A 24,455-nucleotide genomic window follows, 5' to 3' on the forward strand; every position below is an offset into this window, starting at 1 on the left:
CATTGCCTCATTGCCCCATTGCCCCATTGCTTTTTTTCCAGCAGGCCTGGATACACATGGATGCAGATCGCAGCAATAGCTTCGCTTGTGCGGCGAGTGAAGCGTCTAGACTAGTACGCACCACTCGTTGTCCGCAAAGCCAACAGGAGGTGCCTTGTCGTTTCAAAAAGATCTGTCTCTGGCCAACCGGCTGATCTCAGCACTGCCGGCGTACGAACGCGCCATGTTCATTGAACACAGCGAGTTGGTTGAGCTCAAGCCCCAGACGGTGCTGATAGAAGCCGGCCAGACGCCCGAGCACGCCTACTTTCCCGTGGAAGGCTTTGTCTCGGTGATCCTGCCGGTGGAGCAGGTCCAGGCCCCGGGCCTTGGCGTTGCCCTGGTCGGCAGCGAGGGCATGTGCCACACCTCGCTCATGCTGGGTGTGGCCGCCTCGTCGTTTACCAGTCTGGTGCTGGGTGCAGGGCGCGCCTTCAAGATCCACCGCAATGCATTGCGACTGCGGCGAGCTGAAGATGCCTGTCTGCGCAATGTCCTGCACCGCTACGTCGACGTTTTTGCAAGCCATATGGCGCAGCAGGCGGCCTGCCTGCACTACCACACGGTGCCGCAGCGCCTGGCGCGCTGGCTGCTGATGACGCGCGACCGAGCCCATTCCGGGGAGCTCTTTCTCACCCATGAAGCCCTGGGCCTGATGGCGGGTGTCCGGCGCGAGAGCGTGTCGCAGGCAGCCAGCGTGTTTCAAAAAATGGGCCTGATCAGCTACAGCCGGGGCTACCTGATGCTGCTTGATGAAGCCAGGCTGCAAGCACAAGCCTGCCCGTGCTACCGGGCCGACCTGATGGCCTACGACCGCGCATTGACGCTGCCGCTGAAGGCGCTTGAAGACAATTCTCCGGGTGGGCCGCCCCGGGCAAGCGCTACCCTTTTTTAGGGGAAGGGTGCAGCGCAGCGCTGCCCGCTCACACCGCGGCAGGGGGCACGGGCGGTGGCCATCTGGCATTCAAGCCTGCCAGACACCATAGCCGGCTTCCCGCAAACCAATGCCCAGCTCGACTTCCATGTCGCGCGCACCTTCGTACGGCATGGGGTTGTACATGGCGTACAGCTCGGGCATCAGGCGCACACCGAAATCGCGCACAAAGCGGTTCGACTGGATGCCGGCCTTGTGTTTGTCAAAGCGCACGTCCGGGTCCAGCCCGGTCATGCCGACATACACAAACGGTCTGCCCAGCTGGTAGTCGGGATTGGCGCGGCGAAACCGTGCCGCATCCCAGACCTCGGGCGCCAGCTCGATCACATACACGCTGTAATGGTGGCCACGGGGCTTGCTGGGCATGGGAGATGGAGGCAGTGTGGGCACACTGTACCGCATGCTGCGGCCGTCGATCACCCGTCAACCGCACCACGATGGCCGGTGTCCAGCCAGCTGCCCGAGGTCACCACCAGGTGAATGAAATGCAGTTTTCCCACCACATTGAGAGGCAACGCAAATGGATAGAAGTCGGGCTGACCCATGCTGCGCGACATTTCGTTCAGCATGGTGGTGAGACGCGTCCAGTGGTTCAGGAACGCCAGGAACTGCCCCGCCTCGGGATGCTCCGGCTGATACAGGGCGTCAAGGGTGAAGGGCGTGAACTCCAGGTCGAAGCGATCCACGCTCAGGCCAAAGCTCAGTGCGGTGTCAATCGCATCGCGCATGTGCAGGTAGTGAGCCCAGCATTCGGCCCAGTCTTCCCATGGATGGGCGCTGGCATAGGCGCTCACGAAATGCATGGGCCAATCCGGCGGCGGACCTTCGTCGTAGTTGCGCTGGAGACTGGCCAGGTAATCCACCGACTCATTGCCAAAGAGCCAGGAAAAGCCCTCATGCCAGTGGGTGCCGGCGATCAGGCGGCCCCAGTAGTAGTGGCCGACCTCATGGCGCAAATGCCCCAGCAGTGTCCGGTAGGGCTCGCGCAGGGCTTTGCGCACCGCCTCCCGCTTGGCATCATCGGCTTCATCGATGTTGAGCGTGATGAGGCCGGTGTTGTGGCCGGTCATGATGTGCGGCCCGTTGAGGGGGGAATGCAAAAAATCAAACATCAGGCCGCGCTCGGGGTCCTCGCTCATGCGCGACGCCACGGGCAGCTTCAGGAGGATCAGCGACGAGACCAGGCGGCGCTTGGCCAGTTCCACCTGGCCCCACAGATAGCCGTTGTCCGGCAGGGCCGGGTCGGTGAGGTCGGGGATGGTGCGGTTCAGCCTGCAGGCCCGGCACATGTCGTGCGGGTCTTCGACGGATATCAGCCAGTTGCAGGAAGCCGGCGTCGAAAGATTCAGGCATCGCTTGTACACCGGTGCGCCGCTCTCAGACACGGCTCCAGACACGGTCCCGGCGACGTCCGGCCCGGGAGCGGCGGTTGGGGGGTTGGCGGATTGCTGGCCGGGGATGTCCTGCAACAAGGGCGGATGCGCGTCGTCGGGAGTGGCCTTGGCGGGCGCGGCCTGCGCCTGCCACTCCCGCCAGGTGCCCTCTCGTGGCCCCGGCATGAGGGGCAGCAACATGCCGCGCTCCGGGTCGTAGCCCAGCGGGGTGTCGCAAGCCAGGCATTTGCTGTTGCGAAAAAAGACCGGCTGCCCGCACTGGCAGCGGTAATTACGCCCTGCCAGCAGGGGCAGGGGTTGATCCGCGGTGTTTGGAAACGTATTGAATGACAAAGGTAAAAGGCACACGCGAGATGTGCCGGAAAAAAAGGAACCTGCAGAACCCTGCACTTCCATGGCTTCCAGTGTCCCACGTTTGATGACGGCGACGTGAGGGCAGTGAGCCTTGTGCGCGTGTAAGCGCCTGCTGACATAAGTGACACCCGGATAAGCGACACCCGGCACCCGGCACTTTCAGTTCAGCAAACTTCCGCCTGCCGGCCAGCCCTTGCTCGATCAGCCCTTGCTTTTACTTTTATCATCTGGTCATCTTCAACTATCACCCAAGGAACCCATGCCCACATACCATGTAGAAATGATGGAAGGCCGCACCGTCGAGCAAAAGAAAAAGCTCGCCGAAGCCATCACCCGCGTCAGCGTCGAGATTCTCGGCGGCCAGCCTGATTCGGTCGACATCATCATCACCGACATCAAGCGCGAGAACTGGGCCACCGGCGGCAAGCTCTGGTCCGAACCCAGAAGCTGAGCGCCAGGAAATTTTCAAGCCCGTCCGCATCCCCTGCTTCGCTCGCCGACCGGCAGGCGCGCTGCGGCCGGCATGCAAGTTAATCGCTTAATGGCTTGCAGCGCCCATCCCGCCCGGGCTAAGAGCCGCTAACAAAACCCAGCGAAGCGGTCCTGGCTAGGCGTGCCGCCGCAGACAGTGCTGTAGCACGGCAAGGCGGCGCAACAACGCCAGGAGGGTTTTGTTAGCGGCTCTAAGGCCCAATTGACGCCTTGACCCGGTAGCCCAGCCGCAACGACACATCCGCCGCCGCCTGGCGCACGGCGCGGGCGATATCGGAGTCCCAGTCCGCCGGAAAATTATCCTCATGGCCCAGCGCCGTGATCACCAGCGCGGCGTTGCCCTCGTGGTCCAGCGCGGCGGCACTGAAGGCATTGACGCCGGGAATCGGCCGCCCCATTGCCCGTACCACGCCGTGCTGCTGCATTTCAGCCTTGATGTTCTTGATCTCCTGGTCCAGGTCCTTCACGGCGCTGCGGTCCAGCCGCCGGGGCGCATCGCCCCAGGCACCCAGCATGGACTGCTCCAGTCGCTGCTTGGGTAGCGCGGCGACAAAAGCCCGCCCCGTGGCCGTGCCCAGGATGGACATGACCGTGCCCATGCGCATATTGACGTGCAGCGGCTGGCTGGCCTCGATATAGCGCACGATCGTCGGGCCGAAATTGGCCCACACCGCGATGGCCACCGTCTGGTCGATGGCCAGCGCCAGCGCCTCGGCCACCGGCGTGGCGGCTTTCAGGGGATCGAGTTGGTGCAGGCAGCTCAGCCCCACCTGCAACGCCGCCGCGCCCAGCGCGTAACGGCCTGTGACCGCGTCCTGCTCGATCAGGCGCAGCCTGCCAAAACTCACCAGATAGGTGTGCGCGCGCGACGCCGGCAGGCCGGCCTTGGCCGCCAGATCCTTCAGCGTCATGGGGCTTGGGTGCTCGGCCAGCGCTAGCAGCAGCCGCCCGCCTATCTCGACCGACTGCACGGCCCGCTGCTCTTTATGTTCTTTCTGGTGATCGTGTTCGTCCTTGTCCATGGCTGGCTTCCCGGTTGAGGTGTGAAGGGGGTGGGGGGTGGCTGGTGGCCACAAGCACCAATCATTTCACAAATCGATTTGACAATAGCAAACTTTTGCATAAAATTGACAAATCGATTTGCAATAGACAAATTTAATTCTGCCCCGCCAACTCCGGAGATCTCATGAGCAGCCCCAAGAAATTCGCCTCCCAAGCCGACCTCGACGAGAAACAGGTCACCTTCACCAGGCTTTCGGACAACGCCTACGCCTACACGGCCGAAGGCGACCCCAACACCGGCATCGTCATCGGCGACGACTGCGTGCTGGTGGCCGACACCCAGGCCACGCCGGCCATGGCGGCCGACGTGGTGCGCCGCATCCGCGAGGTGACCGACAAGCCCATCAAGTACGTGGTCCTGACGCATTACCACGCGGTACGTGTGCTGGGCGCCAGCGGCTACCAGCCCGAGCACATCCTGGCCAGCCAGGACACCTACGAGCTGATCGTCGAACGCGGCGAGCAGGACAAGGCCAGCGAGATCGGCCGCTTCCCGCGTCTGTTCCGCGATGTGGAATCAGTACCGCCCGGCCTGACCTGGCCGACCCTGACCTTCACCGGCAAGATGACGCTGTGGCTGGGCTCGCTCGAAGTGCAGCTACTGCAGCTCGGGCGCGGCCACACCAAGGGCGACACGGTGGTCTGGCTGCCGAAGGACAAGATCCTGTTCTCGGGCGACTTGGTCGAGTTCGACGCGACGCCCTATGCCGGCGACGCCTACTTCAAGGACTGGCCGAAGACGCTGGACAACCTGGCGGCGCTCAAGCCGGCGGCACTGGTGCCCGGCCGCGGCGCGGCGCTCACTACCCCCGAGGAAGTGCAGAAGGGCCTGGCCGGCACGCGCGATTTCATTGCCGACGTGTATGCCAGCGTCCAGGCCGGCGTGAAGGCCGGGAAGGACCTCAACGCGGTCTACAAGGAAACCTACGCCAGGCTCAAACCCAGGTACGGCCACTGGGTGATCTTTGACCACTGCATGCCCTTCGACGTGACCCGCTGCTTCGACGAGGCGACACAGTACCCCGACCCGCGCATCTGGACGGCCGAGCGCGACCAGCAGATGTGGGAAACGCTGGAAGGTTGACCCCCTGAGGAGACAAAGATGAAACTGCAAGAACTGCAAGAACTTCCAAACACCCGGGGTCGCGGCGTTGATTACCAGAAGCTGGCGTTCGACTATGAGCGTCATGCCGACCAAGACGCCCACCCGCCCGCACGCCACCCGGTGGTGGTGGTCGGCGCCGGTCCGGTGGGCCTGGCGCTGGCCATCGACCTGGCACAGCAGAACGTGCCGGTAGTGCTGCTCGACAACGACTGCACGCTCTCGACCGGCTCGCGCGCCATCTGCTTTGCCAAGCGCACGCTCGAGGTGTTCGACCGCCTCGGCTGCGGCCAGCGCATGACGGACAAGGGCGTGTCGTGGAATGTCGGCAAGGTGTTCTTCAAGAACGATCAGATCTACAGCTTCAACCTGCTGCCCGAAGCTGGCCATGAGCGGCCCGCCTTCATCAACCTGCAGCAGTATTACGTCGAAGGCTACCTGGCCGAGCGCGCGGCGCAGTTGCCGCTGATCGACCTGCGCTGGAAAAACAAGGTGGTCGGCATCGAGCAGCGCGACGACCATGCGCTGCTCACGGTGGAAACGCCCGATGGCGCTTACCAGATCGAAGCCGGCTACGTCGCCGCCTGCGACGGCTCGCGCTCCAGCCTGCGCCAGTTGATCGGGCAGGAAAGCCATGGCCGCACCTTTCGCGACCGCTTCCTGATTGCCGATGTGAAGATGAAGTTGGACCGGCCAGCCGAGCGCTGGTTCTGGTTCGACCCCGAGTTTCATCCGAACCAGAGCGTGCTGCTGCACATGCAGCCCGACAACGTCTGGCGCATCGACTTCCAGCTCGGCTGGGATGCCGATCCCGAGCACGAAAAAAAGCCCGAGAACATCATTCCGCGCGTCAAGGCCCTGCTGGCCAACTCGGCGATGAAGGACGCGCAGTTCGAGCTCGAATGGGCCAGCGTCTACACCTTCGCCTGCCTGCGCATGGACAGCTTCCGCCATGGCCGCGTGCTGTTCGCCGGCGACTCGGCGCACGGCGTGTCGCCCTTCGGCGCCCGCGGTGCCAACTCGGGCGTGCAGGACGCCGAGAACCTGGCCTGGAAACTGGCGGCGGTCGTGCGCGGTGACGCGCCCGATGCGCTGCTCGACAGCTACGCCAGCGAGCGCGAATACGCGGCCGACGAGAACATCCGCAATTCCACGCGGGCCACCGACTTCATCACGCCCAAGAGCGAGATCAGCCGGCTGTTCCGCGACGCGGTGCTCGAACTGGCCAAGCGCCACGGCTTTGCGCGCACGCTGGTCAACAGCGGCCGGCTCTCGGTGCCGTCCACGCTGCACGGCTCCGTGCTGAACACCGCCGATACCGACGTCTTCGACAGCCAGCTGGTGCCCGGCGCACCGGCCGCCGACGCGCCTGTCGCTTGCACCGACGGCAGCGCCGGCTGGCTGCTACGCGAACTGAACCCCAGGGGTTTCAGCGCGCTGGTGTTCGGCGACGACAGTGGTGGCGGTGATCTGGCCGAGCGCAGCGTGCGCGCAGTCGCCGAGGCCGACCCGGCCATGAAGGTGGTGCGCATCGCATTGAGCAGCGTTCACGCGCTCGCTACCCAGCGCTACGACGCACGGCCCGGCACCGTCTACCTGCTGCGGCCCGACCACCACGTCTGCGCACGCTGGCGGCAGCCCAGCGCCCAAGCCGTCCGCACCGCACTGGACCACGCACTCGCCAAGGCATGAAGGAGCCCGCCATGAATCTGATCACCTCCCCGAACCTCGATGCGCCCGACGATTTTTACGAAGCGCTGATCGAAGCCCACCAGGGGCTCTCGACCGAAGAGAGCCACGCCCTCAACGCGCGTCTCGTGCTGGTGCTAGCCAACCACGTCGGCGCGCTCGCTGTATTGCGTGAGGCCTTCGCCGCAGCGCAGCGCGCCTGATTCCCGCACCCCAACCCCAAGGAGACATTCATGACATTCACTTCCCGCATTCTCGCCCTGGCCCTGTCGTTCACCGCCTTCGCGGCCGCGGCGCAAGACAGCAAACCGATCGAATGGGTCGTCGGCTACGCGGCCGGCGGCGGCTCGGACTCGGTGGCGCGCGCCACCGCCGAAACCATGTCGAAGGCGCTCAGTCAGACCATCATCATCAACAACAAGCCCGGCGCGGCGACCAACATCGCGGCCGATTATGTGGCACGCTCGAAAGACTATGGCCACATGATGTTCACGGCCGACTTCGCGACGCTCGCGGCCAATCCTTTTTTGTTTTCCAAACTCAGCTACAACGCCGAGAAGGACCTGATGCCGGTCGGCATGCTGGCACGCTTTCCGCTGGTGCTGGTGGTGGGTGCGAACGTGCCGGTGAAAAACCTCCAGGAGTTCCTGGCCTGGGCCAAGTCGCAGCCGAACGGCATCAACTACGCCTCGGCCGGCGCGGGTAGTCCGCACCACCTGGCGACCGAAATGCTGCGCGAGAAAACCGGCCTCAAGATGACGCATGTGCCCTACCGCGGCGCGGCGCCGGCGATGCAGGACATCCTGGGCGGCGTTGTCCCCTTCATGCTGGTCGATAGCGCGAGCGGCAACCAGTTTGTGCTGGCCGGCAAGGTCAAGGCCATCGGCGTGGCGAGCGCCCAGCGCATTGCCACCTTGCCCGACGTGCCGACGCTCGCCGAGCAGGGGCTGACCGGCTTCGAGGCCTACGCATGGCAAGGTCTTTCGGTGCCCGCCGGCACGCCGCCCGAGACAGTCACCAAGCTCAACAAGGCACTGGTTGACGCGCTGAACTCGACCACGGTCAAGGCACGCTTTCAGGCGCTCGGTGTCGAGGGCCTGCCCGGTACGCCGGCGCAGATGGCCAGCTACGTCAAGAGCGAGCGCGAGCGCTGGGGGCGGTTGATCCGCGACAACGGCATCAAGGTTGACTGAACATACGGAAATAGCTCTGCAGCTCCTGCCCTGATTGCGCATCCGGGCCTGGAAATACCAGCCGTTCCAGCCCTTCCGCGCGAAGTTCGACCGCGCCCCGCGCCAGGCGCGTCGGGCCGGGCGAAGCCAGCGAATCGGTGCTGGGCCAAGGCCGTACCCGTGACATAAGAGCCGCAGGCCTCCTCCGTCCCGGAGCCCGGACAGCGACGCAGGCAGCTGGCACAATCGGTTGGCATACATCCGACGGATCTTTTTGTGACCGCCCCCGCCGCCCCCTCCTCGCTCGCCGACATGCAGGCGCGCTACGGCCCGCGTTACCGCTGGCTGTTGCTGCTGTCGGTGATGATAGGCACCATGGCCTCCATCATGTCGTCGACCATCGTCAATGTGGCGATTCCCGACATGAGCCAGCATTTCGCGCTGGGGCAGGAGCGTGCGCAATGGGTCACTTCCGGATTCATGGCGGCCACGACGGTTTCCATGCTCACCACACCGTGGCTGCTGGCGCGCTATGGCTACCGCCGCACGTATGCCGGCACCATGCTGCTGCTGATGGCCGGCGGCGTGGTCGGCGGCCTGGCCAACAGCTTCGGCCTGGTGCTGGGTGCGCGTGTGGCCGAGGGGCTGGCCGCGGGCATCGTGCAGCCGATCCCGGCCATCATCATCATGCGCGCCTTCGGCCCCCACGAACAGGGCCGTGCCAGCGGCCTCTTTGGCATGGGCGTGGTGCTGGCCCCGGCCCTGGGGCCCAGCATCGGCGGCATCCTCGTCGACCTGTTCGGCTGGCGCTCGATTTTCTTCATGGTGGTGCCGCTGTGCCTGGTGTCGCTGTGGCTGGCCTGGCGCTATGTGCCGGCCACCGCACCCGGCGGGGCGCCCGCCAACCGCAACGGTGCCATGATTGACTGGCGCGGCCTGCTGCTGGCCGCCGTGGGCACCTTGTGCCTGCTCAATGGCATGGTGGAACTGCACGGCGGCGACCGGCTGCCGGCGCTGGGGCTGTTGGGCGCTGCGGCAGTGGCGCTGCTGGTGTTTGTGGGGTGGCAACGCCGCCTGGCCGCCACGGGTGGCGCGCCGCTGATGAACCTCGCCCTCTTCGGCTACCGCCCCTTCGCCATGGGCAGCATCGTGGCCTTTATTTACGGCACGGCGCTGTTCGGCTCCACCTACCTGCTGCCGGTGTACATGCAACTGGGCCTGAACCTGTCGGCCTCGCACGTGGGCACCATCCTGTTGCCCGCCGGCCTGGTGCTGGCCGCCACCATCGCCGGCGTGGGCCGGCTGGCCGACCGCCACCCGACCTGGCTGCTGGTCAGCATCGGCCTGGCCTTGCTGGCCGCGTCGTTCGCGCTGATGCTAAGCGTGACCCTGGCGTCGGCGCTGTGGCTGCTGATGCTCTGGGCCACGCTGGGCCGCATCGGGCTGGGCTTCATCCTGCCCTCGCTGAACCTCGGCTCGCTGCGGCCGCTGCATGAACACCTGCTGTCCCAGGGCGCCAGCGCCATCAATTTCCTGCGCATGCTGGGCGGTGCGATCGGCGTGAGCCTGTGTGGCATTGTGCTGGAGTCGCGCCTCGCCGCGCATGGCGATTCACTGGCCAACCCCGTCGGCAGCGCCGCGCGGCTGGCGGCCTTCAACGAGGCCTTCTTGATGCTGGCCGCCCTGTGCGCGCTGGCCATGGTGGCGGCCTGGCAGCTGAGGGCGCCAGCGCCCGTGCCAGCGCCTTTGCCCGAACCCTCGAAGGCGGACTGACCATGTGCCAATTGCTGGGCATGAACTGCAACGCGCCGACGGACGTGACCTTCAGCTTTCGCGGTTTTGCGCAGCGCGGCGGGCACACCGACCAACACACCGACGGCTGGGGCATTGCCTTTTTTGAGGGCTCGGGCAGTGCAGACAGCGACAAGGGCCTGCGCCATTTCGTCGACCACCAGCCGGCCTGCGAGTCGCCCGTGGCCGACCTGATTCGCCGCTACCCGATCAAAAGCCGCAACGTCATCTCGCACATCCGCAAGGCCACGCAGGGCCGCGTGGCGCTGGAAAACTGCCACCCTTTTGTGCGCGAGTTGTGGGGCCGCTACTGGGTGTTTGCGCACAATGGCGACCTGAAAGATTTTGCGCCACGGCTGCATGGCAGTTTCCGGCCTGTCGGCACCACCGACAGCGAGCGGGCTTTTTGCTGGATCATGCAGGAGCTGGCCAAATCCCACGCCGGCGTCCCCAGCGTGCAGGAACTGAGCATCACGCTGCGCGAACTGGCGGCGCAGATTGCACCCCACGGCACCTTCAATTTCTTGATGAGCAACGGGCAGGCGCTGTGGGCCCATGCGTCGACCAGCCTGTACTACGTGGAGCGCCGCCACCCGTTTACCCATGCCACCCTGAGCGACGAAGACGTGAGTGTCAACTTTGCCGAGCAGACCAGCCCGAGCGATCGGGTGGCCGTGGTCGTCACGGCGCCGCTCACCACCAACGAAAACTGGACGGCTTTTGCCCCCGGTGAACTCAAGGTGTTCGAGAACGGTGCACTGGTGACCGCCTGAGCAGCGCCGGCGGCGCGTTGCCTGTCAGCTCTTGAGCGCCTGCTCCAGGGCGTCGATGAACATCGCTGCAACATCAAAACCGGTCTGGTCGGCGATTTCCTGGAAGCAGGTGGGACTGGTGACGTTGATCTCGGTCACATAGTCGCCAATCACGTCCACCCCGGCCAGCAACAGGCCGCGCGCAGCGAGCACCGGGCCCAGCGCCTCGGCAATTTCGAAGTCGCGCGTGGACAAGGGCTGCGCCACCCCCAGGCCGCCGGCGGCCAGGTTGCCGCGCACCTCGCTGCCTTGCGGGATGCGCGCCAGGCTGAAGGGCACCGGCTTGCCGCCAATCACCAGCACACGCTTGTCGCCCTTGGCAATCTCCGGCAGGAACTTCTGCACCATCACGCTTTGCGCGCCATTTTTGTTCAGCGTTTCGGTGATGCTGCCCAGGTTCAGGCCGTCTTCCTTCACGCGGAAGATGCCCATGCCGCCCATGCCGTCAAGCGGCTTGAGGATGATGTCCTTGTGCTCGGCGTGAAAGCGCTTGATGTCGGCTGCGCTGCGCGTGACCAGCGTCGGCCCGCTGAACTGCGCGAACTCCAGGATGGCGAGCTTTTCAGGGTGGTCGCGCAGGGCACGCGGCTTGTTGAAGACTTTCGCCCCCTCGCGCTCGGCCTGCTCCAGCAGGTGCGTGCTGTAGAAATACTCGCTGTCAAACGGTGGGTCCTTGCGCATCACCACGGCATCAAAACCTGCCACAGCCACGCGCCCGTCGGGCCGCGCCGCGTCTTGCGCAAACCAGTCATCGGCGTCGCCCGTCAGCGTGATGTTACGCACCTGGGCTGTGACCCTGGCACCGGTTTGCCAGCTCATGTCCTGCGGCTCGCACGCGCTGATGCGGTGCCCGCGGCGCTGCGCTTCCCGCATCATGGCAAACGTGGTGTCTTTGTAGATCTTGAAAGATGCCAGCGGATCGGCAACAAAAAGTAGGTTCATGGCGTGGAGGTGGTCAGTGAATCGGCTGCCGGCCGCGGCAGGGGCGGACGGCGCTGTTGCCTGTATTGTTGTACAAACAGCGCCATCGCGCCGGCGACCCCGCCCGACAGCGTCACGAGAAATGTGATAAGCGCGGCTTCACGATGGGACTCGTCCCGGACCGCGGCCGCCAGCCCGGCAATGGCCGCCACCAATTCCTTGGGAAAGGCGGTCAGCAAACCGGTGACGGCCGCGAGGTTGAGGTCTTTGAAGAATTGCATCCCTGGAATTCTGAATACGACCGCAAGCAGCGATTTTATTTATAGCGACATCAACAAGCGCTCAACAATCACATGGGCGTAATGGCGCGCCACTTCTTTCACAAAGCGCGGGAAATCGACGTGGGCGCTGTCGTCTGCGCGATCCGAGATCGTGCGCACTGCGGCAAACGGCACACCATAGTCATGGCAAACCTGTGCCACGGCGGCACCTTCCATTTCCACTGCCAGCACATCGTGGCCGGCAGCGGCCAGCGCCGCGCGCAGTGCGCCGGATTCCTCGGCGCCGGCGACAAACCGGTCACCGCTGGCCAGCAGGCCCCGGTGGACGCGGGCACCCGGAAATGCCTGGCTGGCGTGGCCACTCGCCAGCGCCGCGCAGGCGGCATCGAACAGCAGGGCCGTCAAGGCGGGATCACCTTCGAAACGGGCTTTGCCGTACAGCGGCACTTCGTAACGCGGAAAGAGCGGCGAGGCATCCAGGTCGTGCTGGACAAAATCGGTGGCCACCACGACATCGCCCACCTGGACGCCAGCACCCAGGCCGCCCGCCACGCCGGTAAACACGATACGGCTGACCCCGAAGCGCTCGATCAGCGCCGTGGCGGTGGTAGCCGCGGCAACCTTGCCGATTTTTGACAGGGCCAACACCACCGGCCGGCCATGCAGGTCGCCCAGCCAGAAGTCACGGCCCGCATGCGTCAGCTTGTGCGGCTGCTGCAGCAGCTCCATGAGGCCGTGCTGCTCCTCAAGAAGGGCGCTGAGGATGGCAATCGGTGCTGGGGCAGGACGGGCGGTGGGTGGCATGGGCAGATTTTGCACACAAAGGCCGGGGCAAGACGGCGCGGACATAAAAAAGGGGCGACTTTCGCCGCCCCCTAGAAAACCTTTGCAGGCTCTAAACCATGTTTGCGCCGCTCACTTTTTGTCGCGTAGCTCGCGGCGAAGAATTTTTCCAACCGGTGTCTTGGGCAGGTCTGCCCGGAATTCAACCACCTTGGGCTGCTTGTAGCCCGTGAGGTTGGCCTTGCAGTATTCGCGCACCTGGGCTTCCGTCAGCTCGGGGTTTTTCTTGACGATCACCAGCTTGACGGCTTCACCCGACTTCTCGTCAGCCACCCCCACGCAGGCGCATTCCATCACGCCCTCGAGCTTGGCCACCACGTCCTCGATCTCGTTGGGATAGACATTGAAACCGCTCACCAGGATCATGTCCTTCTTGCGGTCAACGATCTTGAAGAAGCCGTTTTCGTCGAGCACGCCGATGTCGCCGGATTTGAAATAACCATCGGGGGTCATGACCTTGGCGGTCTCGTCGGGACGCTGCCAGTAACCCGCCATGACCTGCGGACCCTTGATGGCGATCTCGCCGGGCTGGCCGGGCGGCACTTCATTGCCGTCGTCATCGAGCAGCTTGAACCAGGTGCCGGGAATGGGCACGCCAATGGTGCCGGTAAAGGCCTTGCTGTTGGTCGGATTGCAGCTGGCCGATGGCGAGGTTTCGGACAGGCCGTAACCTTCGCAGATGGGGCAACCGGTTTTTTCCAGCCACAGCTTGGCCACCGCGCTTTGCACGGCCATGCCGCCGCCCAGCGAGACTTTCAGGTGCGACCAGTCCACGGTATTGAAGTCCGGGTGGTTGGCCAGGCCGTTGAACAGCGTGTTGACCGCGGGAAAGCTGTTGACCTTGTGCTTGGAAAGCTCCTTGAGCACGGCCGGCAGATCGCGCGGATTCGGGATCAGGATGTTTTTGCCGCCGGTGCGCATGCCCAGCATCATGTTCACCGTGAAAGCAAAGATGTGATAAAGCGGCAGCGCGCAGACATAGGTGGGCTGCTCGCCCGCGGGCAGGCTGGCCATGGCCGGGCCGTTCCAGGCTTCGGACTGCAGCACGTTGGCAATCACGTTGCGGTGCAGCAGCACCGCACCTTTGGAAACGCCGGTGGTGCCGCCGGTGTACTGCAGCACCGCCACATCGTCGGGCTTGATGTCCGGGCGCTTGAGCGTGCCGCGTGTTCCCTGGGCCACTGCGTCGTTAAAGCGCACGGCACCCGGCAGATTGAAGGCGGGCACCATCTTCTTGACATTGCGCACCACATAGTTGACCAGCGCACCCTTGGCCAGGCCCAGCTGGTCGCCCATGGCGCACAGCACCACATGCTTGACAGGCGTGGCGGCGATGCACTGCTCGAGCACATGGGCGAAGTTCTCGATGATGACGATGGCCTTGGCGCCGGAGTCCTTGAGCTGGTGCTCCAACTCCCGCGGCGTGTAGAGCGGGTTGACATTGACCACCACGTAGCCGGCGCGCAGGATGGCGGCCACAGCAACCGGATACTGCGGCACATTGGGCATCATGATGGCGATGCGGTCACCCTTGGCAAGGCCCAGTCCCTGCAAATAAGCACCGAAGGCGAGGGAGAGACTGTTCGTCTGGGCAAAGGTGATGTCCTTGCCCATGAAGCTGTAAGCCACACGGCTGCCATACTTCTGGAAGCTTTCCTCCATCAAGGCCACCAGCGACGGGTATTGCGAACTGTCAATGTCCGCAGGCACGCCCGCCGGGTAGGCTTTGAGCCACGGGCGATCAAGGGTCGCTGCATTCATGCTTGTCTTCTCCATCACGGTTGTCTGTGCCACGAATTCTCATGGCCCGCCCTCTTCGTGGCTATTGCGTTTTCCCTAGGAAACCGGAGAAATCAGAAGGGGAAGCCCTCTAATCCGGGGGCCTTGGCGCCCCTCATCCAGTGGGTGCGAAGGAGAAATCCCGCGCTTTTCAGGAGCAGGTGCGGGTTGGCCGCGGTGCGGCCAACAGCCCGTTTACTCACCCGTTTACTCAACCATTTACTCGCCTGTTTACTCGATCGCCTTGCCCATGTCCTCAATGACTTTTTTCGCGTCACCAAACACCATCATGGTCTTGTCCATGTAGAACAACTCGTTGTCCAGGCCCGCGTAGCCGGCCGCCATGGAGCGCTTGTTGACGATGACGGTCTTGGCCCGGTACGCCTCGAGGATCGGCATGCCGTAAATCGGGCTGCCCTTGGTGAGCGCGGCCGGATTCACCACGTCGTTGGCACCGAGAATGATCGCCACATCGGCCTGCCCAAACTCACCGTTGATGTCTTCCATCTCGAACACCTGGTCGTAGGGCACCTCGGCCTCGGCCAGCAGCACGTTCATGTGGCCCGGCATGCGGCCGGCCACCGGGTGGATGGCGTACTTCACGTTGACGCCGCGGTGAATGAGTTTTTCGGCCAGCTCGTTCACCGCATGCTGCGCGCGCGCCACCGCCAGCCCGTAGCCGGGAACGATGATCACGGTTTCGGCATTGCCCAGGATGTAGGCGGCGTCATCGGCCGAGCCGGACTTGACCGGGCGCTGCTCTTTCGCGCCGGCCACGGCAGTGCCCGCCTCGCCGCCGAAGCCGCCCAGGATCACGTTGAAGAAGGAGCGGTTCATCGCCTTGCACATGATGTACGAGAGGATGGCACCCGACGAGCCGACCAGCGAGCCGGCAATGATCAGCATCGAGTTGTTCAGGGAAAAACCGATGCCGGCCGCGGCCCAGCCCGAATAGCTGTTGAGCATGGACACCACCACCGGCATGTCGGCGCCGCCGATGGGGATGATGATGAGCACGCCCATCACGAACGAGAGCGCCAGCATCGCGAAAAAGGCTGGCCAGCTGCCCGTGAACATGAACACCAGCCCCAGGCCGATGGTCAGCAGGCCCAGCACCAGGTTGAGCTTGTGCTGGCCGGCAAACTGCACCGGCGCGCCCTGGAACAGGCGGAACTTGTAAGTGCCCGAGAGTTTGCCGAAGGCGATCACCGAGCCGCTGAAGGTGATCGCGCCGATCGCCGCGCCGAGGAACAGCTCCAGCCGGTTGCCGGTGGGGATGGGGTTGCCTTTGGCCGCGATGCCAAAGGCGTAGGGCTCGGCGACGGCGGCCACGGCGATGAAGACCGCGGCCAGGCCGATCATGCTGTGGAAGAAGGCGACCAGCTCGGGCATCTTGGTCATTTCGACCGTCTTGGCGCGCCAGGCGCCATAGCCCCCGCCGACCACCAGGCCCACCAGTACATAAGCCATGCCGAGGGCCTTGCCGCCCGAGATTTCGACGATCAGCGCTGCCGTGGTCAGCGCGGCAATGGCCATGCCCACCATGCCGAACAGGTTGCCGCGGATCGAGCTGGTCGGGTGCGACAGGCCCTTGAGCGCCTGAATGAAGCAAACAGAGGCCACCAGGTACAGCAGCGTGACGAGGTTCATGCTCATTTGGCGGCTCCTTCAGCGGGCGCGGCCACTTTCTTTTCTTTCTTGCGGAACATCTCCAGCATCCGGCGCGTCACCAGAAAGCCGCCGAAGATGTTGACGGCTGCCAGCGCCACGGCCAGCACGCCCATGGTTTTGCCCAGCGGCGTTTCGGTCAGTGCAGCGGCCAGCATGGCGCCGACGATCACGATCGCCGAAATGGCATTGGTCACCGCCATCAGCGGCGTGTGCAGGGCGGGCGTCACGGTCCAGACCACGTGGTAACCCACGTAGATGGCCAGGACAAAAATGATCAGGTTGATGATGGTGGGTGACACTGCATCCATGGTCTTCTCCGTGAGGTGGCGATAGCGGTAGCGGGCTTGAGACTGGTGTGGCCCGGCTGGCCCGATTGATCCCGAAATGGTTTTGTTTCTTGCTGGCGTTGCCGCCAGAGCCTACTTGCGCTTGACTTCACCGCCCTGCGTCATCAGGCAGGCCGCCACGATGTCGTCTTCCAGGTCGACATTCAGGGCCCCCTCTTTCGTGATGATGAGCTTGAGGAAGTCGATCAGGTTGCGGGCGTAGAGCGCGCTGGCGTCGGCCGCCACGAGTGCCGGCACATTGGTCTGGCCGATCAGCGTCACGCCGTGCTTGATGACGGTCCGGCCGGGCTCGGTCAGCGGGCAGTTGCCGCCCTGGGGCGCCGCCAGATCGACGATCACGCTGCCGGGCTTCATGGCCTTCACCATCTCTTCGGTCACCAGCACGGGGGCGGGGCGTCCCGGAATCAGGGCGGTGGTGATGACCACATCGGCCTGGGCCACGCGTTTGGCCACTTCGGCCTTTTGCCGCTCCAGCCAGCTGGGCGGCATGGGTTTGGCATAGCCGCCCACGCCGACGGCGGCCTCGCGTTCCTCATCGGTTTCATAGGGAACGTCGATGAATTTGGCACCCAGTGACTCGACCTGTTCTTTCACGCTGGGGCGCACATCGCTTGCCTCGATCACGGCGCCCAGGCGCTTGGCCGTGGCAATGGCCTGCAGCCCGGCGACACCGACACCCAGGATCACCACACGCGCCGCCTTGACCGTGCCGGCCGCGGTCATCAGCATGGGGAAGAAGCGCTGGTACTGTTCAGCCGCCATCATCACGGCCTTGTAGCCGGCAATGTTGGCCTGCGACGACAGCACGTCCATGCTTTGGGCCCGGCTGGTGCGCGGCGCCGCTTCCAGGGCAAAGGAGGTCAGCCCTGCGGCGGCCAGCCGCTGCAGGCCGGTCGCATCAAAGGGATTGAGCATGCCCACCAACACGCCGCCGGCCTTGGCATGCGCCATTTCGCCGTCCACCGGGCAGCGCACCTTGAGCACGATGTCCGCCGCATAGGCACCCGCGGCGTCGGTGATCTCGACCCCCACCGCCGTGTAGGCATCGTCTGGAACACTGGCAGCGACGCCGGCACCGGACTGGACGCGAACGGTGTGCCCCTGAGCCTTGAGCTTTTTGGCCGTTTCCGGCGTGATGGCAACGCGAGTCTCTCCGGCCGTGATTTCGGCAGGTACCCCAATCAGCATGGGTCTCTCCTCAGTGGATTAGTTTTTTTGGCGCGATTTACTTCAGCTCACCCAAGAGCCTGACAGGGAATTTAAACCTGTCGGCAAGCTTACATGAGATTTCTGAAATTTTTGCCCGGGCAGTCTACAGTTTTTTGATGCGGGCACGCCACACCCCCGCCCCGCCCATCTCGCACACCTCCACGCGGGCAAGCGGGCGCAGACCCGGCAACAGCCCGGCCCACGCGTTGGAGAGAGCTGGTTTGACAGCCACAGAAAGGCAAGACGAGCAGGACATGCGGCCTGCGGAACGCCGCAGGCCACAGCCAGGCCGCCAGCGCCGCCTACTTCGCGGTCGGCATCACAAACTCTGCGCCCTTGCCAATGCTCTGGGGCCAGCGCTGCATGATGGACTTTTGCTTGGTGTAAAAGCGCACGCCCTCTTCCCCGTAGGCATGCATGTCGCCAAACAGGCTTTTCTTCCAGCCGCCAAAGCCGTGCCAGGCCATGGGGACCGGAATCGGCACGTTGATGCCCACCATGCCGACTTGGATGCGCCGGCTGAACTCGCGCGCCACGTGGCCGTCGCGGGTAAAGCAGCTCACGCCGTTGCCAAACTCATGGGCGTTGATCAGGTTGACTGCCTCGGCAAAATCCTTCACGCGCACGCAGCCCAGCACCGGGCCGAAGATTTCTTCCTTGTAGATGCGCATGTCGGGCGTCACATGGTCAAACAGCGTGCCGCCCATCCAGAAACCCTGGTCACACCCTGGCCCGGCACTGGCGCCGGTGAAGGTTCGTCCGTCCACCAGCAGTTTCGCGCCTTCCTTGACACCCTGGTCGATGTAGCCGGTGATGCGCTGGTGCGCCGCGGCCGTGACGATGGGGCCCATCTCGGCATCAAGGTTCACGCCATTCTTGACGACCAGTGTTTGGGCGCGCGCCTGCAGCATGGGAATGAGCTTGTCGGCCACGTTGCCCACCAGCACCGCCACGGAAATCGCCATGCAGCGCTCGCCGGCCGAGCCGTAGCCCGCACCGATCAGCGCGTCGACCGCCTGTTCCAGGTCCGCATCCGGCATCACCACCATGTGGTTTTTGGCGCCGCCCAGGGCCTGCACGCGTTTGCCGTGCCGGGCGCCGGTTTCATAGATGTAGTTGGCAATCGGCGTCGAGCCGACGAAAGACACGGCCTTGACATCGGGGTGCACCAGCAGCGCATCGACCGCCTCCTTGTCGCCCTGCACCACGTTGAACACCCCGTCAGGCAAACCCGCCTGCTTGAGCAGCTCCGCCATGAAGAGGCTGGGGCTGGGGTCGATTGGGCTGGGCTTGAGGATGAAGCTGTTGCCGGCGGCAATGGCAACCGGGAACATCCACATGGGCACCATCACGGGGAAGTTGAACGGCGTGATGCCGGCCACCACACCCAGCGGCTGGCGCAGCGTCCAGTTGTCGATGCCGGTAGAAACCTGGTCGGTGAAGTCGCCTTTCAGGAGCTGCGGGATGCCGCAGGCGAATTCCACGATGTCGATACCGCGCGAGACTTCGCCCTGGGCATCGGTGAACACCTTGCCGTGCTCGGCGGTGATCATGTGGGCCAGCTTGTCCTTGTTCGCGTTGAGCAACTCAAGAAACCGGAACATGACGCGGGCGCGGCGTATCGGCGGCGTGTCGGCCCAGGCGGGAAAGGCAGCCTGCGCGGCGGCGACTGCCGTGTCCACGTCCACCGGGCTGGCCAGCGCCACGTGACCCGACACGGCACCCGTGGCGGGGTTGAAGACTTCCTGGCTGCGGCCGGACGCACCCGCGGTGATGCGTCCGCTGAGGTAGTGGCCGATCGCTTGCGGAGCGCTTGCTGAAGGAGATAAAGACATGTGCAATCCTTTGAGGCCTGATTCGGCCAAGTCTGGGCGTTGATGGGAGGCTTGAACGAAGTCTAAGACTCTGCGCCCGATTTGATAATGCCCTGTTTACTGATTACATTGTTCATATTTCTGAACAATGTCAATCAATGGAGCCTCGCCATGTCATCTGACCAGCTCTCCCCGCTTGTGGCCGACCTTCACCTCCTGACGGTCTTGGCGGCCACCCGCAGCTTCACCGAGGCGGCACGCCGCCTGGGCGTCTCCAAGGCCTCGGCCAGCACGCGCATCAGTGAGCTGGAGCGCGCCGCCGGCGTCTCGCTGGTGCGCCGGACCACGCGCTCCGTCGGCCTGACCGAGGCGGGCCAGCAACTGGTCAATGAAATGCAGCCGGCGTTCAACCGGATCAGCGAGAGCTATACGGCGGTCCGGGATCTCGTCGGTACGCCGCGCGGCCTGATCCGGGTCACCGCACCGGTGGCGTTGGGGCGCCAGCACCTCGCGCCCTGCGTCGCCGCCTTCCTGAAACGCTTTCCCGACATTCACATCGAACTGGAGCTGACCGACCGCTTTGTGAACCTGGCCAACGAAGGCTTCGACCTGGCCATCCGGCACACCAACACGCCGCCCGAAACCCATGTGGCCTGGGTGCTGTGCGAAACGCGCTCATTCCTGCTCGCCAGCCCCGACTACCTGTCTCGGCGGGGCACGCCGTCGCACCCGTCCGAGCTGACCTCGCACGACTGCCTGCTGTACCTGGGCGGCAGCCATGCCGGCAGCTGGACGTTTGTGCGCAACACCAAACGAAAATCAGACGAACGAGTGGGCGTGACCATTACCGGCACGCTCAAGGCGAACAACAGTGAAGTGCTGCGGGACGCCCTGCTGGCCGGCCTGGGCATAGGCCTGCTGCCCGACTTCAGCCTGCCCGACGCTGCGGGGGGGCGAGCGCATCCGGCGCTGGTGCAGGTGCTGCCCGACTGGCAGGCACAGGGATTTTTCGGCGAACGCATTTATGCCCTGCGACCCTGGTCGCCGCAGGTACCGAAGGCCGTCCAGTGCTTTGTCGAACACCTGCGCCAGAGTTTTGCCCAGGGATTTGCCGGCGTGGCGGGTGGCCAGCCTCCCGCCAGAAGCTGACCCGGGCAGTGTGCCGGCCAGGGGTTCACCGCGGCGGGACGGAAACACGGGGGGTGGGTACGGGGGGAACGGATAATCGCCCCATGAACAAACGATGGAAACCCAGCGTCACGGTCGCTGCGGTGATTGAACGCGATTTCGGCGGCGTCCGGAAATTCCTGCTCGTGGAAGAGCAGACCCGGGACGGCCTGAGGCTGAACAATCCGGCGGGCCACCTGGATCCCGGGGAGAGCCCCGAGCAGGCCTGCGCCCGCGAAACCCTGGAAGAGACCGCCTTTCATTTCAAGCCCACGGCCATCGTCGGCATCTACCTTTCGCGCTTTGAGCAGGCCGCGGCCGGACGCGTCACGCCGCTGGACATCACCTACCTGCGCTTTGCATTTTGCGGAGAACTGGGCGAACACGTGCCCGGCCAGGCACTGGACGAAGGCATTGTGCGCACGGTATGGCTCACCGCCGACGAGATCAGGGCCTGCACCCATCTACACCGCAGCCCCCTGCTGCTGACCTGCATGGAAGACTATCTGGCGGGAAAGCGTTGCCCGCTGGACATCATCACCACGGACCCCTCGGTTTTGCTACAAAATCCATAGCTTTTTTTTGCGCCCGCTCCGGGACAGTCAGGACGATACGCTCAGCGCCGTGCCTTGAGCGCGGCGCGCAGGTAATCGTGAAACATGCTCGCCGGCGCGCGCAGGGCCGCGCCGCGGCGGGTGGCCAGGCCCAGCCCCGCTTCCACCATGCCGAGCAGCGTGGCGATGTGGCTGACTTCAAAGCTGTATGACGGGTTGACGCCGGCCTTGGCCAGCGCATCGTCCAGCAACTGGCGGTTGCCGCTGGAGCGCGCCACCGCAATCAGCCGCTCGCTCTCCAGCTCCGGCCAGGCCAGGGTCTTGCGCGCCGCCAGCGGGTGCTCGCGGCGCAGGGCCTGCACGAAAGAGTCGATATGGAGGGGTCAACTTTCACGCCGGGCACCGGGCTGCCCATGAAGCTGACCACCATCACCACCGTCCATGTGCGTTGATTGGTGCACGCGACGCACCAATATAGTCAAAAAATGCAATTTACAACGCAGCACCACTTGCGAACAATGCGCCTGTCATCAAAGCCCTTGTACGTTCTCGCCGTAGTGGCAATGCAATTGGCGACACCCTTCACCTGAAACGGCGGGAGCATCGGGCCCAGCCATACAAAGGAAACCAGATGTTGAAACCAATCACCGCTTTTGAATGCCGGTGGCCCGAAGACCCGCCATGCTGAACCGAAAAATACCCTGCGTCCTGATGCGTGCCGGGACCTCGCGCGGCCCCTTCTTTTTGCGGGAATGGCTACCCGAGGGCGATGAAGCCCGCGATCAGGCCCTGATTGGCGCAATAGGCGCATCGGACCCGTTGCAGCTCGACGGTTTGGGGGGCGGCAGCACGCTCAACAGCAAGGTCGCCATCGTGTCACGCTCCAGCCAGCCCGGTTGCGATCTGGACTACCTGTTTGCCCAGGTTGGCGTCGGTCACCAGTCGGTGGACACCCGGCCCAACTGCGGCAACATGTTGTCCGGCGTCGCCCCGTTTGCCATTGAGCAGGGCTTGATCCCGGCGCAGAACGGCCACACCACGGCACGGATTTTCAACGTCAACACGGGTGCCCGCATAGACGTCACCGTCTGCACGCCCGGCGGACGGGTCAGTTACGAAGGCGATGCCCGCATTGATGGCGTGGCCGGGACCGCCGCCCCGATTTTGTTGAACTTTCTGGACGCCTGGGGCGCCATCACCGGCAAGCTGTTCCCGACCGGGCAGCGCATTGATGTAATCGATGGCCTGGAACTCACCTGCATTGACGCTGCCATGCCCCTGATGATCCTGCGTGCCAGTGACTTGGGCCTGACGGGGCGCGAGCGGCCTGCACAGCTGGATGCCAATACGGCGCTGATGGAGCGGATCGAGACACTGCGCTGCATTGCCGGCGCCCGCATGGGCCTGGGCGATGTGTCGGGCAGCGTCATTCCGAAGCCGGTGCTGGTCAGCGCCGGCGATGGCCCGCTCAGCATCACCTCGCGCTACTTCACACCCCGGCGCTGCCATGCGTCGCATGCCGTCACCGGCGCTATCGGCGTGGCGACCGCTTTCGCTTTGCCCGGCACCGTCGCCAGCGGCATGACCAGGCCGCCTGGCAAACACCCTCTGACGGTGTTGCACCCGGCCGGGCAAATTGACATTGAAGTCGAGCTGGAAGGCCAGGGGCAGCACGCCACGATACAGCGTGCCGCACTGGTGCGTACCGCCCGGAAAATCATGCAGGGCGAGTTGCACCTGCCCGACTATGTGTTCCCCAGGTCCAGCCCGGAGCCCACAGCGAGCACCGAGGTGGCCAGGCCATTCCCCAGCAAAGACATCCTCATCATCGTGCCCACCAGCGCCGGCGGCGGCAACGACACCATGGCCCGCACGCTGACGCGCAAACTCGGCCCCTTGCTTGGCCAGGCCGTGACGGTGGACAACCGCGCCGGGGCCAATGGCAGCATTGCCAGCGAATATGTGGCGCATGCCCAGCCCGACGGCCATACCCTGATGTTTGGCTACATTGCCACCCACGGTATCAACCCGGCATTGCAGGCGCTGCGCTACGACCCCGTGGCCGACTTTTCGCCGGTCGGCCTGGTCGGCTATTCGCCCACGTTACTGGTCGTCCATGCCGACCTTCCGGCGCGTAGCGTGGCGGAGTTGGTCGCCCTGATTCAGGCCCAGCCCGACCGCTTCAGCTATGCCTCGGCCGGCGAAGGCACGGCACCGCATCTGGCCGCCGAACTGTTCAAGCTCCACACCGGCGCCATGCTGCACGGCATGGCCTATCCCGGCGCTGCCCCGGCCATTGCCGACACGGTACGCGGCAACGCCCAGCTGATGTTCCCCAGCCTTTTTACCGCCCAGCCTTATTTGCGCAGTGGCAAGCTCAGGGCGCTAGCGGTGGCTGGACCGGCGCGCCTGCCCGGCCTGCCCGATGTGCCGACCCTGGCCGAGGCGGGTGTGACGAAAATCGAGTTGACCCAGTGGTACGCCCTGTTTGCGCCTGCCAAAACACCGCCGGCAGTCGTCACGCGCCTGAACCAAGCCCTTAACACCGTGTTGCAGGACCCGGAAATCATCGCCCGCTTTGGGGCCGACGGAGCGCATGTGCAGCCCAGCACCCCGGCAGCGCTGCAGCAACTGCTGATTGCCGAGCGGCAAAAGTGGCAACAGGTGGTGCAACTGGTGGGCCTTCGGGCCGAGACACCGCTGGCCGAGTAGCCCGCCGACAGACCCACCCGGGCATGCACCGCCCTGACCACTGAAGTTTGGATGATTTGAAAGATACCAGCAACCATCTTGAATGAAGACATTAATTCGTTACTGCAATAGCGTTGTTCCAGGGCGACCTGGTACGTGCGATGGCGTTCAGGATGACCAGCAGCTTGTGCATGCAGGCCACCAAGGCGACCTTCTTGGGCTTGCCGGCGGCCAGGAGCTTGGCATAAAAGGCTTTGAGTACTGGATTGAATCGGGTACCCACCAGGGCGGCCACATACAGCACGCGACGCACATCGCTTCGCCCGCCGAAGATGTG

22 protein-coding genes and 2 pseudogenes are annotated in these 24,455 nt (G+C 64.4%); 11 read left to right on the forward strand and 13 right to left on the reverse strand.

The genetic code is table 11. The annotated features are described in order from the left end of the window. Positions 1 to 154: 154 nt before the first annotated feature. On the forward strand, positions 155 to 934 hold the full coding sequence (locus tag AC1DUB_RS15625; protein ID WP_477730276.1) for a Crp/Fnr family transcriptional regulator: 780 nt from the start codon (positions 155 to 157) through the stop codon (positions 932 to 934). Positions 935 to 1,003: 69 nt separating this feature from the next. Here AC1DUB_RS15625 and AC1DUB_RS15630 read toward each other — a convergent pair whose 3' ends face one another. Together AC1DUB_RS15630 and AC1DUB_RS15635 are read right to left on the reverse strand one after the other, a co-directional pair. Continuing rightward, positions 1,004 to 1,339, reverse strand: a complete 336-nt coding sequence (locus tag AC1DUB_RS15630; protein ID WP_477721607.1) for a hypothetical protein — start codon at positions 1,337 to 1,339, stop codon at positions 1,004 to 1,006. Between the two features lie 50 nt (positions 1,340 to 1,389). After that, positions 1,390 to 2,763, reverse strand: a complete 1,374-nt coding sequence (locus AC1DUB_RS15635) for a zinc-binding metallopeptidase family protein (RefSeq protein WP_477730277.1) — start codon at positions 2,761 to 2,763, stop codon at positions 1,390 to 1,392. Positions 2,764 to 2,980: 217 nt separating this feature from the next. Here AC1DUB_RS15635 and AC1DUB_RS15640 point away from each other — a divergent pair, with 217 nt between their 5' ends. Then, on the forward strand, positions 2,981 to 3,172 hold the full coding sequence (locus AC1DUB_RS15640) for a 4-oxalocrotonate tautomerase (protein WP_305636226.1): 192 nt from the start codon (positions 2,981 to 2,983) through the stop codon (positions 3,170 to 3,172). A 232-nt stretch (positions 3,173 to 3,404) separates the two neighbouring features. Here the strand turns inward: AC1DUB_RS15640 and AC1DUB_RS15645 are convergent, their stop codons facing one another. Continuing rightward, complete coding sequence (locus AC1DUB_RS15645; RefSeq protein ID WP_477730278.1) at positions 3,405 to 4,235, reverse strand: IclR family transcriptional regulator; 831 nt, start codon at positions 4,233 to 4,235, stop codon at positions 3,405 to 3,407. 164 nt (positions 4,236 to 4,399) lie between these two features. On the opposite strand from AC1DUB_RS15645, the gene AC1DUB_RS15650 reads away from it, so the two are divergent. The 6 genes from AC1DUB_RS15650 to AC1DUB_RS15675 all read left to right on the forward strand — a co-directional run bounded on the left by AC1DUB_RS15650 (position 4,400) and on the right by AC1DUB_RS15675 (position 10,802). Beyond that, entirely contained in the window at positions 4,400 to 5,359 is a 960-nt protein-coding gene (locus AC1DUB_RS15650; protein ID WP_477730279.1) for an MBL fold metallo-hydrolase, read from the forward strand. An 18-nt stretch (positions 5,360 to 5,377) separates the two neighbouring features. After that, the gene (locus AC1DUB_RS15655) at positions 5,378 to 7,069 is read left to right on the forward strand and encodes an FAD-dependent oxidoreductase (protein WP_477730280.1); all 1,692 of its coding nucleotides are present in this window, start codon (positions 5,378 to 5,380) and stop codon (positions 7,067 to 7,069) included. Positions 7,070 to 7,080: 11 nt separating this feature from the next. Beyond that, positions 7,081 to 7,269, forward strand: a complete 189-nt coding sequence (locus tag AC1DUB_RS15660; protein ID WP_477730281.1) for a DUF2783 domain-containing protein — start codon at positions 7,081 to 7,083, stop codon at positions 7,267 to 7,269. Between the two features lie 30 nt (positions 7,270 to 7,299). After that, positions 7,300 to 8,259: a Bug family tripartite tricarboxylate transporter substrate binding protein gene (locus AC1DUB_RS15665; protein WP_477730282.1), complete on the forward strand. Its 960-nt coding sequence runs from the start codon at positions 7,300 to 7,302 to the stop codon at positions 8,257 to 8,259. Between the two features lie 291 nt (positions 8,260 to 8,550). After that, the gene (locus AC1DUB_RS15670; RefSeq protein WP_477730294.1) at positions 8,551 to 10,011 is read left to right on the forward strand and encodes an MFS transporter; all 1,461 of its coding nucleotides are present in this window, start codon (positions 8,551 to 8,553) and stop codon (positions 10,009 to 10,011) included. A gap of 2 nt (positions 10,012 to 10,013) precedes the next feature. Then, positions 10,014 to 10,802, forward strand: a complete 789-nt coding sequence (locus AC1DUB_RS15675) for a class II glutamine amidotransferase (RefSeq protein ID WP_477730283.1) — start codon at positions 10,014 to 10,016, stop codon at positions 10,800 to 10,802. 24 nt (positions 10,803 to 10,826) lie between these two features. Here AC1DUB_RS15675 and gshB read toward each other — a convergent pair whose 3' ends face one another. From gshB to AC1DUB_RS15715, 8 genes and pseudogenes are all read right to left on the reverse strand, one after another. After that, positions 10,827 to 11,783, reverse strand: a complete 957-nt coding sequence (gene gshB / locus AC1DUB_RS15680; protein ID WP_477730284.1) for a glutathione synthase — start codon at positions 11,781 to 11,783, stop codon at positions 10,827 to 10,829. After that, a pseudogene (locus AC1DUB_RS15685) lies at positions 11,780 to 12,016 on the reverse strand (hypothetical protein); the annotation flags it as partial. The gene gshB and the pseudogene AC1DUB_RS15685, both read right to left, overlap by 4 nt. 66 nt (positions 12,017 to 12,082) lie before the next feature. Further along, positions 12,083 to 12,847, reverse strand: coding sequence for a 5'-methylthioadenosine/adenosylhomocysteine nucleosidase (locus tag AC1DUB_RS15690; protein WP_477730285.1), 765 nt, complete (start codon positions 12,845 to 12,847; stop codon positions 12,083 to 12,085). A 111-nt stretch (positions 12,848 to 12,958) separates the two neighbouring features. Continuing rightward, on the reverse strand, positions 12,959 to 14,647 hold the full coding sequence (locus AC1DUB_RS15695) for a long-chain-fatty-acid--CoA ligase (RefSeq protein ID WP_477730286.1): 1,689 nt from the start codon (positions 14,645 to 14,647) through the stop codon (positions 12,959 to 12,961). Positions 14,648 to 14,896: 249 nt separating this feature from the next. Then, on the reverse strand, positions 14,897 to 16,321 hold the full coding sequence (locus AC1DUB_RS15700) for an NAD(P)(+) transhydrogenase (Re/Si-specific) subunit beta (RefSeq protein ID WP_477730287.1): 1,425 nt from the start codon (positions 16,319 to 16,321) through the stop codon (positions 14,897 to 14,899). Continuing rightward, on the reverse strand, positions 16,318 to 16,644 hold the full coding sequence (locus AC1DUB_RS15705; protein ID WP_011485418.1) for an NAD(P) transhydrogenase subunit alpha part 2: 327 nt from the start codon (positions 16,642 to 16,644) through the stop codon (positions 16,318 to 16,320). Before AC1DUB_RS15705 ends, AC1DUB_RS15700 begins: the two co-directional genes overlap by 4 nt. A gap of 111 nt (positions 16,645 to 16,755) precedes the next feature. Further along, entirely contained in the window at positions 16,756 to 17,871 is a 1,116-nt protein-coding gene (locus AC1DUB_RS15710) for a Re/Si-specific NAD(P)(+) transhydrogenase subunit alpha (protein ID WP_477716319.1), read from the reverse strand. Positions 17,872 to 18,194: 323 nt separating this feature from the next. Then, positions 18,195 to 19,727 (reverse strand): CoA-acylating methylmalonate-semialdehyde dehydrogenase, encoded by a 1,533-nt coding sequence (locus AC1DUB_RS15715; RefSeq protein ID WP_477730288.1) that lies wholly within the window; start codon positions 19,725 to 19,727, stop codon positions 18,195 to 18,197. 150 nt (positions 19,728 to 19,877) lie between these two features. Between AC1DUB_RS15715 and AC1DUB_RS15720 the strand changes: the two genes are divergently transcribed. Next, the gene (locus AC1DUB_RS15720) at positions 19,878 to 20,855 is read left to right on the forward strand and encodes a LysR family transcriptional regulator (protein WP_477730289.1); all 978 of its coding nucleotides are present in this window, start codon (positions 19,878 to 19,880) and stop codon (positions 20,853 to 20,855) included. 83 nt (positions 20,856 to 20,938) lie between these two features. Further along, positions 20,939 to 21,448 (forward strand): NUDIX hydrolase, encoded by a 510-nt coding sequence (locus tag AC1DUB_RS15725; RefSeq protein WP_477730290.1) that lies wholly within the window; start codon positions 20,939 to 20,941, stop codon positions 21,446 to 21,448. A 41-nt stretch (positions 21,449 to 21,489) separates the two neighbouring features. Here the strand turns inward: AC1DUB_RS15725 and AC1DUB_RS15730 are convergent, their stop codons facing one another. Then, positions 21,490 to 21,789, reverse strand: coding sequence for a LysR substrate-binding domain-containing protein (locus tag AC1DUB_RS15730; RefSeq protein ID WP_477730291.1), 300 nt, complete (start codon positions 21,787 to 21,789; stop codon positions 21,490 to 21,492). Between the two features lie 319 nt (positions 21,790 to 22,108). Here AC1DUB_RS15730 and AC1DUB_RS15735 point away from each other — a divergent pair, with 319 nt between their 5' ends. After that, the gene (locus tag AC1DUB_RS15735; protein WP_477730292.1) at positions 22,109 to 24,139 is read left to right on the forward strand and encodes a 4-oxalomesaconate tautomerase; all 2,031 of its coding nucleotides are present in this window, start codon (positions 22,109 to 22,111) and stop codon (positions 24,137 to 24,139) included. Between the two features lie 91 nt (positions 24,140 to 24,230). Here AC1DUB_RS15735 and AC1DUB_RS15740 read toward each other — a convergent pair. Beyond that, a pseudogene (locus AC1DUB_RS15740) lies at positions 24,231 to 24,455 on the reverse strand (IS110 family transposase); the annotation flags it as partial.

The sequence above is a fragment of the Polaromonas sp. P4_F9 genome, from assembly GCF_056401235.1.